The sequence below is a fragment of the Pseudotabrizicola sp. genome (assembly GCF_030656345.1).
Lineage (GTDB): Bacteria > Pseudomonadota > Alphaproteobacteria > Rhodobacterales > Rhodobacteraceae > Pseudotabrizicola.
This window is the reverse complement of record NZ_JAUSNR010000007.1, coordinates 56,897-69,944: the sequence shown is the minus strand read 5'-3', so window position 1 is coordinate 69,944 and position 13,048 is coordinate 56,897. Positions and strand designations below refer to the sequence as shown.

The following is a 13,048-nucleotide window of genomic DNA, read 5'->3' as shown; positions in this document are numbered from 1 at the left end:
CTCCATCACAACACCGGAAAGGCGCGCATGAAAAAGTTCCTCGACCCCAATCACCCGTTCTTTGCCAGACCGTTGGTGCGCTGGCTGTCCGCGCTGGTCCCCGTGGTCTGGGCGGCGGTGGAGTTTGTGAATGGCAGCACCGGCTGGGGCCTGATCTCGGCCGCGCTGGGTGCCTTTGCCTTCTGGGTGCTGATCGTGCGCGGGCCGGATGCGCCGTCGGATCAGCCGCCGGTGAACCCCGGCAAACCTCAGGGCGAAACGCCTCAGGACTGAAGGCTCAGGCCAAATCGCCTCAGGCCAAGACGCTTCAGGACTGAAGCCGCGCCATCACTTCCGTGGCCAGCGCTGCAATCTCGCCCGCAGCGGGCGATTTGCCCACCTCCGCCACGGCCAGCCCGTTGCCCATCGTCTCGGCATAGCCGACCCGCTGGCCCAGCCGCGCGCTTGCCACCTCGGCCAGATCGCCGGCGGCATTGGCCACCTCTTCCCCCAGCCGCGTGCCCGCCTTGCAGCGGTTTAGCACGATCATGACGGGTCGGCTTTCGCGCGCGGCCAGATCAAGCACCCCGTCGGTCGCCCACAGATCGACATGGCTGGCCGAGACCGGGATCAGCACGAGTGACGCCTCGCGCAAGCTGGGCCGCAGATCGGCGTCGATCTTGGGTGGCGTGTCGATGATCACGACGTCATGGGTTTTGCGCAGCTTTTCACATTCATAGCCCACGCCCCAGGCAGAAGCGGTCGACAGATCCATCCCCGGATCACCCAGCCGGTCGCGCCGCGCCATGAACCAGCGGCCAAGTGAGCCTTGCGGATCGGTGTCGAGCAACGCCACCGACACCCCCCGCCGCACCAGCTCCACCGCCAGATTGACCGAAAGCGTGGTCTTGCCCGACCCACCCTTCTGCTGCGCAACCGTGATGACCTGACCCATAGGGACCCCCGTTTCTGCGCTGCAGCATAGGGCGATTCGGGTTAGGGGGATAGGGGGAGGTTGGGCGCGCCATTTGCACCATGCGTAGGGCGGGGTTCACCCCGCCGATGCGGCGGATGGATGGTGCTCGAGGTGGGGAAGGATGGTGGGGTGAAGCCGTCACGTTACTCCTCGTCCTCAATGGAATACCACTCATCCACACGAAAACTTGTGTTCCGGTTGCGGCCTCCCTTTGACAAATTGCACGAAGAGCAAAGCAATTGAAGGTTGGTTATGTCATTCATTCCACCTGAAACAAGAGGAATGATGTGATCAAAATGGAGTTGAGTTCGCTGATTAATCAATTTGGTTAAATCAGTTCCACAAACCACACAGCATCCTTTGTCTCTATGAAACACTGCATTTCGCGCCCAAACTGGTGGCCGAGCTCTTTTAAGCGCTCCACGCTCAGTGTAGCTATCAGGATAAAGGGAAAGGCCAGTACTAGCAACGTAATGTACCATCATTTCACCAAAGTTCCGCAGCACCTTTCGATTCTGGAACAGAACATGGAAGACTTGCCGAGACACGCCGTACAATAGTTCGTCGAGCGGGCCAGCAAGCCCCATCTCGTCCAAGTAGTCTTGAAATGACTCTTCCCCGCCTGAAGAAACATACTTGCGATACGAGTGCTGGAAGCCGTTTGATGCAAGAAGCGTATCGATCCAAGGAATTTTACCTCGGCGCGCCTTTTCGATTGGATCTCCCTCAGAAACAAGAAAATCATCGGCAGTTAAAATAGCATCTTCATGCGCTACACTCAAAACTACAAACTCGATGAACTCATGCAAGGGAGTCCATTTGGGGAAGCTGTTTAACAGTCGTGAGCAGGACATATCTCCAGCGAAGTCTTCAATATGTCTCAGCCAGCCAAATGGATCACTCGTTACCTGATCTACCATCTGGCAGATATAGTACAAATCTGAAGTTGAAAGACTTACCTGTGTGATCTCCAGCTTCATTTGCACCTATCCTACAACCAACGGCGCACAGAATTGCGAGCCGCTGAAAACGCTTCGCTTGATCGCTTTCGCCCCCGCGATGCCGGGGCCGCAACTCACCCCCAAACCCCCTCAAACTCCCGCCATTCCCCCTTGCTCATCCCGCTCTCCGGCTGGCCCACGACTTCGCCCGCCAGCCGCCGCTTCAACACCTCCACCGCCTTCGCACTCAACGTCACCCCGCCCATCCGGTAATCTTCGAACGCGGCGAAGGCCAAAGGCACCCAGTCCTTCACACAAGCCGCAATCGCGTCGGCGAACACCCGGATTTCATATTGCGCATGGGCGTCGGCGCGCAGGCGCAGGAAGTGGAACAGGTTGTGCAGGTCGGTTTTCCAATACCATTGGGTATAGGTGTTCATCGGCAGGTTCATCCGCGCCAGTTCGCGCGCCAGCCCCTGCTGGCCGTCCTGACTCAGCATCGACTCGTAGCTGTCAAACGCCTGCCCCGCGTCGCGTTTCAGGATCTCCAGCACCCGGGCGGCCTCCTCGCCCTCCAGCACAGCCCCGCGCCCCTGATTGTTGACCGTGCTTTGCGCGGCCAGCTGGTCGGGGGCGGGGATGTAGAATTCGCGGTCCAGAATCGAATAGCGCGCGGAGTATTCGTTGACGTTGGCGGTGCGGTGCCTGATCCACTGGCGGGCGACAAAGACCGGCAGTTTGACGTGCAGCTTGATTTCGCACATCTCGAACGGGGTCGAATGCCAGTGCCGCATCAGGTAACGGATCAGCCCTTCGTCATTCGACACATGCTTGGTGCCCGCGCCATAGCTGACGCGTGCGGCCTGCACGATGGCCGCGTCATCGCCCATATAGTCGATGACCCGGATGAAGCCGTGGTCCAGCACCTCATGCGCGCGGTAGAGATGCGCCTCCATCCCGTCGGACACCGCCCGCAGGGTCTGGCGCGGGGTGCTGCGCGCGGCTTCGATTTCAGCGATCTGATCAGGGGACAGCGGCATAGGGGTGGCCTTTCGAATCCGGGCGTTCACAAGATGTGGGTCGTATTGGCGCGCAGGATACGAGAGGTTGGGGAACCCTCGCAAGGGTGCGCGTCCATTCTGTTGCAGGTCATCCTGCAGGGGCATGGATTCATTGATACAAAGGCGGGGGCGACGCAAAGGCGGGGGCTGGGGTATCGGCACAGGAACAGCGGCCACCGCGCCCCTCGCCTTTCCCGGCAACCGCGTTAAGATAGGTGCGGAAGTACAAGGAGAAATTGCGATGGCTTTGAAATACCTGCACACCATGGTCCGGGTTCTGGATCTGGAGGCGTCGATGGCGTTTTACCGCCTGCTCGGGCTGGAAGAAACCCGCCGTCATGAAAGCGAAACCGGGCGGTTCTCGCTGATCTTCATGGCCCCCCCCGGCCAGCCGGAATGCCCGGTCGAGCTGACCTATAACTGGGACGGCGATGATGGCCTGCCCTCGGACAGCCGCCATTTCGGCCATCTGGCCTATGAGGTGGACGACATCTACGCCACCTGCGCCCATTTGCAGGCCAATGGCGTGGTGATCAACCGTCCGCCGCGCGACGGCCGCATGGCCTTTGTCCGCAGCCCCGACAACATCTCGGTCGAACTGCTGCAGAAGGGTGAGGCGCTGGCCCACGCAGAGCCCTGGGTCAGCATGGAAAATACCGGCCACTGGTAGGCCCTGCGGCCACCCCCGGGGGCTGCCTGCCCCCGGACCCCCGGGAGTATTTGTGAAAGCTGCAAAGCATAGAGAGCGCGGCGCGCTCCTGCCACCTACCACCGCGAAAGTTTATGGGGTCAGCGCCACCCTTGCCGCAACCTTCACCATCGCATCTTCAACCTCATGCCATGCGGTCCGCGCCATTGAGCGGAAGGTCAGCAGCGTAAACGCCCCCTCCCCTTCGGCAATCAGGAGCAGCGGCAGGTGGTTGAGCGCGGTGCGCAACGCCTGCCCCCGCCGCATGTCGCGCAGATCCAGCGGCACCAGCCGCGCCAGCACCTCCACAGCCCGCACGCCCGACAGGTGCAGCGCGGCCCAGCCGTCAGCCTGATCCGTCACCGCTGCGGGCAGACCATCGGGCGGCACCTCACCGATCAGAAAGGCCATGTCGCGCCCGGCCCAGACCAGCCTTGCGCGCCCGGCTTCGGTCATGCAATTCGGGGCCGGAAACGCCATCCCCAGTGCCAGCCCTACCGCCGCCGCGTGCCCCGGCCAGGGCGCGATCGACGTCATCTGCGGCATCGCTGCTTCTGCCAGCGTGGTGCCGGCATGGGTCACCGGGGCCGCGCCCAGCGCGGGTTTGGCAATCAGGTCAGGCACGCAGCTTCTCCCCCTTGGGATCATGAAACACCGGGTCGCTCACCCGGCACAGCACGTCCACCCCGCGCAGCCGGTCGACCAGCCGCACCGTTTCACCCATGCGGGCGCGGCCATTCCTCAGGAACCCCAGCGCCAGATGGCTTTGCTGGGTCGGCGAATAGCCCACGGATGTGACATAACCCGCCGAGCCTTCGCGCGTCAGCTCCGCGCCTTGGGCAAACAGATGCGCCCCCGCCGTCAGCACGGTATCGGTCAGCGGCATCAGCCCCACCATCTGCTCGCGCAGAGGCCCGGTCATGCCGGGGCGCGCCGCCGACGCCTTGCCGATACAGTCTTTCTTGCCGCTGATCATCTTTTCCATACCGATGTCAAAGGCGGTGGTGCGGCCATGGATCTCGGCATGGGTGATGAACCCTTTCTCGATCCGCAGCACATTCAGCGCCTCCATCCCATAGAGCCCGCCACCCATGGTTTCGGCCCGCGCCGTCAGGTCTCGGAACAGCGCCTCGCCATAGCGGGTGGGCACGGCCAGCTCATACCCCTCCTCGCCGGAGAAGGAGATGCGGAACAACCGCCCCGCCACGCCTTGCACCACCACCGGCGCGCAGCCCATGAATGGCAGGTCAGGCGCATGGCCAAGGGCGGATGTCACCATATCCCGCGCCAGCGGCCCGGCCACGGCAAACTGTGCCCAGCTTTCCGTCACCGACACAAAGCGCACCTGCCACCCGGCGCAAAACGCCTGGCTCACAAAATCCAGATGCCGCATCACCAGCCCGGCGGCGGCAGTGGTGGTGGTCATCAGCCAATGGTCTTCCCCCAGCCGCGCACAGGTGCCGTCATCCAGCACATGCCCATCCTCGCGCAGCATCAGCCCATAACGCACCTTGCCGACCGGCAGGGAGGACAGGGTGTTGGTATAGACGAAATCCAGAAACCGCCCGGCATCCGGCCCCTGAATGTCGATCTTGCCCAAGGTCGAGACATCTGTCACCCCGACCGACGCCCGCACCATGCGCACCTCACGGTCACAGGACTCGCGCCACGTCGTCTCCCCCGGTTTGGGGAAATAACCGGGCCGGTACCACAGCCCCGCCTCCACCATCGGTGCGCCCCGGTCGCGGCTGGCCTGATCGCTGGTCAGGAACCGCTGCGGCGCAAACCCCGCGCCGCGCCCCCCGGCCCCCAGCGCGGCAATCGACACCGGCGCAAAGGGCGGGCGGAAGGTTGTGGTCCCGGTCTGGGCAATGCCGCGCCCGGTGGCATCCGCCAGCACCGCCAGCGCCGCCACGTTGGAGTTTTTCCCCTGATCCGGTGCCATGCCTTGCGTGGTATAGCGCTTCATATGCTCAACGCTGCGGAACCCCTCCTGCGCCGACAGGGCCACATCCTTGACCGTCACATCATTGGCAAAATCGAGCCAGGCACGCCCCTTGCCCGGCACCGCCCACAAAGGTGCAATGCGGTAGGGCGCATCCTCGGCCTGCGGAAGATCCGCCGCCGCGACCGACCGGCCCAGCGCTTCAAGACTAGCCCGCGCCGCCTCTGCCCCCGCCGCCAGACAGCCATGGGTGGAAAAGCTGCCATTCGCCGCCCCGGCCACCAGCATCCCCGGCACAGCGCCATCAACCGGCACAAAGGCTGCCAACTCTTCCGACCAGCGTGGCCGCCCGTTCAGATGGCAGGTCAGGTGCAGCGTCGGGTTCCAGCCGCCTGATACCCCCAGACAATCCGTCTCAACCGTAATCTCACGCTCCCCCACACGCACCACAACCTCGCGCAGGCCCATCCGGCCCCGGGCGCGCGTCACCTGCGCGCCCTTGTGTACCGTGGTTCCCGGCTCGTCCGGCGCATCCTCGCGCGGATCGATGATCGCCGCCACCGTCACCCCCGCCGCCATCAGGCTGCGGGCGACGCCGCGCAGGCTGTCATTATTGCCAAACAGCGTCACCCGCTGCCCCGGCACCACGCCATAGCGGTTCAGATAGGCGGGCAGGCTCGATGCCAGCATCACGCCCGGCCGGTCATTGCCCTCAAACGCAATCCCGCGCTCCAGAGCCCCCGTCGTCAGCACTGACCGTTTGGCCACGATCCGCCAGAAACATTCGCGCGGCAGGTTCGGGCGCGGGCGGCGGTGCAGCCCCACACGCTCCAGCGCACCGTAAGTGCCGTCATCATAGGCCCCGGTCACCGTGGTGCGCGTCATCACCCGCACATTGGGCAGGCTGGCCAGTTCGGCCAGCACCCCGGCCACCCAGCCCGCGGCGGGCAGATCGCCGATCACGCCGTCATCCGCCAGCAACCGCCCCCCCGGCTCGGATGACTCGTCAGCCAGGATAACATCCGCCCCGGCGCGCGCGGCCGTCAGCGCCGCCATCAGCCCCGCAGGCCCCGCCCCGATCACCAGCAAATCACAATGCGCCCAGGCCTTTTCATAGACGCCCTCATCATGGTGCCCCGACAGGCTGCCCAAGCCCGCCGCCCGGCGGATCAGCGGCTCATAAATACCTTCCCAGAACCGGCGCGGCCACATGAAGGTCTTGTAATAGAACCCCGCCGACAGCAAAGGCGCGGCCAGATCATTCACCTCCAGCGCGTCAAAGCGCAAAGATGGCCAACGGTTCTGGCTGCGCGCCACCAGCCCCTCAAACAGCTCCTGCACGGTCGCCCGCGTGTTCGGGGTCTGGTTGGCGGGGCCGACAATCTCGACCAGCGCGTTGGGTTCTTCCGACCCGGCGGTCAAAATCCCGCGCGGGCGGTGATACTTGAAACTGCGCCCCACCACCCGCACATCATTGGCCATCAGGGCCGAGGCCAGCGTATCACCCTTGTACCCGGCATAGCTGCGCCCGTCGAAGCTGAAGGTGACGGGCCGCGTCCGGTCGATCCGGCCCTTGCCATCAATCCTCATGCCCCACCCCCTGCGGTGCTGTCACCGGCAACACTTTCCACCGCCAGAATCTCATGCGTCACCGTATTGCGGGTGACCTTCAGCCAGGAACAGCACCCCTGTTCATGATACCAAAGATCCTGCGTCACCCCGGCAGGGTTGTCGCGGTTGTGCAGATGGTCATCCCAGGCTTCCGGCGCAGCATCAGCGGCGGGCCGGTTCAGATACTCCGCCGCCCCATAATAATAGAACTCCCGCCGGTCACGCGGTCCGCACAGCGGGCAGGTCAGGCGCATCTTGAAAAGCCTCTCTTTATGGTCAGCGTCGTCAGGGGCGATGCCCCCCGGCCTGCGGCCTCACCCCGGAGTATTTTTAAAAGCTGCAATGCAAAGAGCTCCCTGTGCGATTTGCACCTTTCTGAAATACTCCCGCCGGAGGCATCCGGTGCCAGAGCAGGGGAACAAGCGGTCAGACCCATCACGCCCTCAATGCAGATTGTGCTGGCTGCCGGTGCCTTCTTCGTCAAGAAGATGCCCCGTTGCAAATCGGTTCAGCCGGAACTTCGCGGCAACGGCATGGCTTTCCCCCGTCGCCATCAGATGCGCCATGCAATAGCCGCTCGCCGGCACCGCCTTGAACCCGCCGTAGTTCCATCCGGCGTCAATGAACAACCCGTCGACATGCGTTTTGTCGATGATGGGTGATCCGTCCGGTGTCATGTCCATGATCCCGCCCCAGGACCGCAGCACGCGGGCGCGGCCGATCATCGGCATCAGCGTCATGCCGGCCTCCATCACATGTTCCACCATCGGCAGGTTGCCACGCGCGGCATAGGACGCGTAGAAATCCAGATCGCCGCCGAACACCAGACCGCCCTTGTCGGACTGGCTGATGTAGAAATGTCCCATGCCAAAGCTGATCACATGGTCGATCACCGGCTTCAGCCCTTCGGTGACAAAAGCCTGCAGCACGTGTGATTCAATCGGCAGCCGCATCCCCGCCATCGCCGCCACCTGGCCCGACCGGCCCGCGACCACCATACCGACCTTTTTCGCCCGGATCGCCCCGCGCGTGGTCTGCACGCCCGTGACCCGGCCATCAGCGATATCAATCCCGGTCACTTCGCAATTCTGGATCAGATCCACCCCGCGCCGGTCCGCCGCGCGGGCATAGCCCCAGGCAACCGCATCATGCCGGGCCGTGCCGCCGCGCGGATGCAGCAGCCCGCCGTAGATCGGGAACCGGGTGTTGTCGAAATCAAGATAGGGCAGCAGCTCGCGCACGCCCTCGCGGTCCAAGAGCACCGCATCATCGCCCTGATTGATCATCGCATTTCCACGCCGGGCAAAGGCATCGCGCTGCCCGTCGGAATGGAACAGGTTGATCAGCCCGCGCTGGCTGTGCATCACGTTGTAGTTCAGGTCCGCCTCCAGCCCCTCCCACAGTTTCAGGGAATGGCTGTAGAATTCCGAATTGCCGGGCAAAAAGTAATTCGCCCGCACAATCGTGGTATTGCGCCCGATATTGCCGGACCCCAGGTAGCCCTTTTCCAGCACCGCAATATTGGTCAGCCCATGGTTTTTTGCCAGATAATAGGCGGTCGCCAGCCCATGCCCGCCGCCGCCGATGATCAGCGCATCATATTCGGCCTTGGGGGCCGGATCGCGCCACGCCGGTTTCCACCCGGTGTTGCCAGCCAGACCCTGAGCGATCACCCTGAAACCCGAATAGCGCATGGCAGACCTTTCCCTGACCTGCGGCAGTCAACCGGGTCTGCGCCAGATAATCAAGGTTCGCCGCCAAAGCCAATGCCATCTGCGACACGCTTTGTCGCAGATGGCCATATCAGGCTACAAGGCTTTGGAGCGGTACGCCGTCGCCACCCGGCTGATCGACACGATATAGGCCGCCGTGCGCAGATCATCGACGTCATCGCGTTCGTGCCAGACCTTGCGCATCGCCTGATAGGCGGTGCGCATCGTGTCTTCCAGACCCGAGCGTACCAGTGCAAGCTCGTCCGAACCGGTCAGGAACTTGTCCTTGAACCCCGGGGCCAGCGTCCAGCCCAGATCCTGATCGGCCGACAACCGCTCCAGCTCTTCGACCAGCAGGCGCGACCGCGCCTCTTCGGCGCGGCGCTGCATCCGGCCAAAGCGGATGTGCGACAGGTTCTTGACCCATTCGAAATATGACACCGTCACACCACCGGCATTGGCATACATATCCGGAATGATCACCACGCCTTTGGTCCGCAGAATCTCATCCGCGCCAAAGGTCACCGGGCCATTCGCGGCCTCGATGATCAGCGGGGCCTTGATATTGGCGGCATTGTCCTTGTGGATCACCCCCTCCATCGCGGCGGGGATCAGGATGTCACAGTCGGCTTCCAGCAGATAGGTGCCGTCTTCGACAAAGGCGGCCGAGGGGTAGCCCTGAATCGTGCCCTGCTTGGCCATCCACTGGTGCACCTCTTCGACGTTCAGCCCGGTGTCGCATTGCAGCGCGCCGTCGCGTTCGATGATGGCGGTGATGATGCAGCCGTCTTCTTCCGACAGGAACTTGGCGGCGTGATAGCCCACATTGCCCAGCCCCTGCACGATCACACGCTTGCCTTGCAGCCCGCCGGTCAGGCCTGCCTTGGCCTTGTCTTCGGGGTGGCGGAAGAATTCCTGCAGCGCGTATTGCACGCCGCGCCCCGTCGCCTCGACCCGGCCCTGAATGCCGCCCGCATAGGTCGGCTTGCCGGTCACGCAGGCATTGCCGTTGATGTCAGTGGTGTTCATCCGTTTGTACTGGTCGGCGATCCAGGCCATTTCGCGCTCGCCCGTGCCCATGTCGGGCGCGGGCACGTTCTGTGCCGGGTGGATCAGGTCGCGCTTGATCAGCTCATAGGCGAAACGCCGGGTGATCAGTTCCAGCTCGTGCTCGTCCCACGCGCGCGGATCGATGCAAAGGCCGCCCTTGGACCCGCCGAACGGCGTTTCCACCAGCGCGCATTTGTAGGTCATCAGCGCGGCCAGCGCCTCAACCTCGTTCTGGTTGACCGACAGGGCATAGCGGATGCCGCCCTTGACCGGCTCCATATGTTCGGAATGGACTGACCGATAGCCGGTAAACGTCTCGATCTTGCCGCGCAGACGCACGCCGAACCGCACGGTATAGGTCGAATTGCAGACCCGGATTTTCTGTTCCAACCCGGGGCTCAGATCCATCAGCCGCACGGCGCGGTTGAACATCAGATCTACCGAGTCCCGAAAGCTGAGTTCACCATCTCTGGTCATGCCATTCCTCCTGTCAGGCAGGGCGCGAATACCCGCACCCGGCCCCAACCTAACGGCTGTTTGTGAACAGTTCACCGCAAAACGTCGCTGCGAAGTGATGAAAAAGCGAATCGAATCGCTCTGACATCGCGCTGGACGGCGAAATCAAAGCTGTGGCAGACTGCTTTGGCGGTCCTTGTGTTGCGATACGGACGACAATTCCGCCACTTTTCCCGCCATCGTTTCCTGCGACCCCGGTGCAACACCCTGTCGCGGGCCAGCGCCACAATTTTGCCGCGCTGCATAGGCTTTCTATGTCCAGATTATGCCAGCCAGGTCCCCGTGGGGGCGGAGACATGGCGTTCAGGGACATTGAGATGGGCCACAGAATGTTGAGTGCTGCCAAAAGACTTTCGCGCCGCCAGGTGACCCGCTTCGTCAGGAACGAGGACGGCCATATCATCGCTTTCACCGTTGTCATGCTGACGCTGATGCTGACGCTGGCCGGGATCGGGGTGGATATCATCCATTTTGAAACGGTCCGCACCAAGCAGCAACAGACGCTGGACCGCGCCACACTGGCCGCCGCCTCGCTGACGCAGGAGCTGGAGGCCGAAGACGTGGTGCGCGATTATTTCGCCAAGGCCGGGCTGAGCGACAACCTGAAAATGGTGCAGTATGAGCGGACCTTCAACGGCTCGACCGTGCGGGCCGAGGCAGCAACCCTCGTAAACCCGGTTTTCATGAACCTTTATGACCTGACCAACGGCCAAGGGCTGAGCGCGGCAGGCGCATCGCAGGCCGAACAGCGCATCAACAACATTGAAATCATGCTGGTGCTTGACGTGTCCGGCTCGATGGCCGGCAGCAAGCTGACCAACCTGAAATCGGCGGCGCGTGAGTTTATTGACACTGTGCTTGATCAGGATTTCGAGAACCGGGTCTCGATCGGGATCGTGCCGTACAACGGTCAAGTAAACCTGCCGCAGTATATGCAGGACCTGTTCAACGCCGAAGACGATCATGGGGTCGAAGACGTCAATTGCTTTGACCTGCCCGCCTCGACCTACAACAGCCTGACCCTGTCGCGCACCACGCCGATGCCGGTCACCGCCCATGCCGACACCTATTCAAGCACCACCACCGGCAGCTACATCGCCCCCACCCACAGCAACGCAGTGGTGGACACCGGCAACCGCTGGTGCCCGCCCTCAAAGGTCAACGTGATCCGCGCGCCGACCAACAACAAGACCCAGCTGAAAAGCCATATATCGAACCTGACCGCCATCGGTGCCACCTCGATCAACGCCGGGATGAAATGGGGCATGGCCCTGCTCGACCCGTCGGCCAGAGGGCTGTACACCGGGCTGGTGGCGGCCGGGCACACGCCGTCGTATTTCAGCGACCGGCCGTTTGACTACACCGCAGAAGATGCGATGAAAATCATCGTGCTGATGACCGATGGCGAACACTTCGCCGAAGAGCGGGTGACCGCAGACTACCGCCACGGCGACTCGCCGATCTGGCGCGCCAATTCGGTCAACCAGTATTCGATCTTTCATTCGACCAAGGTTGACGCGTCAACATCTACCAAGCTGTGCAACAGCCGCCCGTTCTACGTGCCGCATCTGAACGCCTGGCATTCCCGGCCCTGGAACGGCTCCACGCCGTCCAGCTCCGCTTGCTATAGTGCGACAACAACCACCTACAGCGGATCCACGAGACAAACGTGGCAAAGCATGTGGTCATCCAGTGAAAACAACTTGCGCATGTCCTGGGTCGCGCAGCAGCTTTACGTTCGGGCCATCGGCGGCACACAGGCGGCCCGGATGAACCTCATGCGCACCCAGACCCCCACCGGCACCATGAACACCCAGCTGCAACAGGTCTGCACTCTGGCCGGCGCGCGCAATGTGATGATCTATGGCATTGCGTTTGAGGCCCCGTCCAACGGCCGCGCCGAGATCGAGAAATGTGCCAGCTCGCCCGCGCATTACTTCAACGCCAGCGGGCTGGAGATCAGCACCGCCTTCCGCTCCATTGCCACCAACATCAGCCAGCTGAAACTGACCCAATGACCCGCCGCATCCGCACCCACTTCCGCCGGTTCCGCAAGGACGAACGCGGCCTCGCCTCGGTGGAATTCGCCCTGTTCTTCCCGCTGTATCTGGGCCTGTTCTTCTGGGCGGCAGAGCTGGGGATCATCTCGATCAAATCGGTCATGCTGGATCACGCGCTGGACCTGTCGATCCGCGAGCTGCGGCTGGGACTGGTCGACGAGCCGACCGCCGACAAGCTGAAGACCGCGATCTGCAGCCGCACTGTCATGATCGGCAACTGCGAAGACCAGATGATGATCGAACTGCAACCAGTCAACACCACCACCTGGGCAATGCCGCAGACCCCGGTCACCTGCGTCAACAACGACGAGAATATCCAGCCCGTCGTCACCTTCTCACCCGGCCGTCAGCAGGAACTGATGCTGGTGCGCGCCTGCATCATCATTCCGGTGCTGCTGCCGAACACGATGTTCGGCCGCACGCTGAAAAAAGACAGCACCGGCGGCATCGGCATCGCCGCCATTTCCAGCTTCGTCAACGAACCGTCTTAAGGATCAGAGAGATACCTA

Annotated in this window: 12 protein-coding genes; 4 read left to right on the top strand and 8 right to left on the bottom strand. The window is 62.7% G+C overall.

The genetic code is table 11. The features are described 5' to 3' along the window. The first annotated feature begins 27 nt into the window (after nucleotides 1-27). Nucleotides 28-273: a hypothetical protein gene (locus Q7J44_RS03420; protein WP_304876996.1), complete on the top strand. Its 246-nt coding sequence runs from the start codon at nucleotides 28-30 to the stop codon at nucleotides 271-273. Between the two features lie 34 nt (nucleotides 274-307). On the opposite strand, the gene parA is transcribed toward Q7J44_RS03420, so the two are convergent. From parA to thyX, 3 genes are all read right to left on the bottom strand, one after another. Continuing rightward, on the bottom strand, nucleotides 308-934 hold the full coding sequence (gene parA, locus Q7J44_RS03415; RefSeq protein ID WP_304876995.1) for a ParA family partition ATPase: 627 nt from the start codon (nucleotides 932-934) through the stop codon (nucleotides 308-310). A gap of 164 nt (nucleotides 935-1,098) precedes the next feature. Continuing rightward, nucleotides 1,099-1,935 carry an HNH endonuclease gene (locus Q7J44_RS03410; RefSeq protein WP_304876994.1) on the bottom strand — a complete coding sequence of 279 codons (837 nt, stop codon included), beginning with the start codon at nucleotides 1,933-1,935 and terminating at the stop codon, nucleotides 1,099-1,101. 95 nt (nucleotides 1,936-2,030) lie between these two features. Then, the gene (gene thyX / locus Q7J44_RS03405; protein WP_304876993.1) at nucleotides 2,031-2,936 is read right to left on the bottom strand and encodes an FAD-dependent thymidylate synthase; all 906 of its coding nucleotides are present in this window, start codon (nucleotides 2,934-2,936) and stop codon (nucleotides 2,031-2,033) included. A gap of 262 nt (nucleotides 2,937-3,198) precedes the next feature. On the opposite strand from thyX, the gene Q7J44_RS03400 reads away from it, so the two are divergent. Further along, entirely contained in the window at nucleotides 3,199-3,627 is a 429-nt protein-coding gene (locus Q7J44_RS03400) for a VOC family protein (protein WP_304876991.1), read from the top strand. 111 nt (nucleotides 3,628-3,738) lie between these two features. Here Q7J44_RS03400 and Q7J44_RS03395 read toward each other — a convergent pair whose 3' ends face one another. From Q7J44_RS03395 to Q7J44_RS03375, 5 genes are all read right to left on the bottom strand, one after another. Continuing rightward, nucleotides 3,739-4,269, bottom strand: coding sequence for a sarcosine oxidase subunit gamma (locus Q7J44_RS03395; protein WP_304876990.1), 531 nt, complete (start codon nucleotides 4,267-4,269; stop codon nucleotides 3,739-3,741). Beyond that, nucleotides 4,262-7,180 carry a sarcosine oxidase subunit alpha family protein gene (locus tag Q7J44_RS03390; protein WP_304876989.1) on the bottom strand — a complete coding sequence of 973 codons (2,919 nt, stop codon included), beginning with the start codon at nucleotides 7,178-7,180 and terminating at the stop codon, nucleotides 4,262-4,264. The genes Q7J44_RS03395 and Q7J44_RS03390 overlap by 8 nt, the downstream gene beginning before the upstream one ends. Further along, the gene (locus Q7J44_RS03385) at nucleotides 7,177-7,455 is read right to left on the bottom strand and encodes a sarcosine oxidase subunit delta (protein WP_304876988.1); all 279 of its coding nucleotides are present in this window, start codon (nucleotides 7,453-7,455) and stop codon (nucleotides 7,177-7,179) included. The genes Q7J44_RS03390 and Q7J44_RS03385 overlap by 4 nt, the downstream gene beginning before the upstream one ends. A 189-nt stretch (nucleotides 7,456-7,644) precedes the next feature. Further along, nucleotides 7,645-8,895 (bottom strand): sarcosine oxidase subunit beta family protein, encoded by a 1,251-nt coding sequence (locus Q7J44_RS03380; protein WP_304876986.1) that lies wholly within the window; start codon nucleotides 8,893-8,895, stop codon nucleotides 7,645-7,647. 114 nt (nucleotides 8,896-9,009) lie between these two features. Then, nucleotides 9,010-10,440, bottom strand: a complete 1,431-nt coding sequence (locus Q7J44_RS03375; protein ID WP_304876985.1) for a Glu/Leu/Phe/Val dehydrogenase — start codon at nucleotides 10,438-10,440, stop codon at nucleotides 9,010-9,012. A 356-nt stretch (nucleotides 10,441-10,796) separates the two neighbouring features. Between Q7J44_RS03375 and Q7J44_RS03370 the strand changes: the two genes are divergently transcribed. Continuing rightward, nucleotides 10,797-12,497, top strand: a complete 1,701-nt coding sequence (locus Q7J44_RS03370; RefSeq protein ID WP_304876983.1) for a VWA domain-containing protein — start codon at nucleotides 10,797-10,799, stop codon at nucleotides 12,495-12,497. After that, nucleotides 12,494-13,030 carry a TadE/TadG family type IV pilus assembly protein gene (locus Q7J44_RS03365; protein WP_304876981.1) on the top strand — a complete coding sequence of 179 codons (537 nt, stop codon included), beginning with the start codon at nucleotides 12,494-12,496 and terminating at the stop codon, nucleotides 13,028-13,030. Before Q7J44_RS03370 ends, Q7J44_RS03365 begins: the two co-directional genes overlap by 4 nt. Nucleotides 13,031-13,048 lie beyond the last annotated feature (18 nt).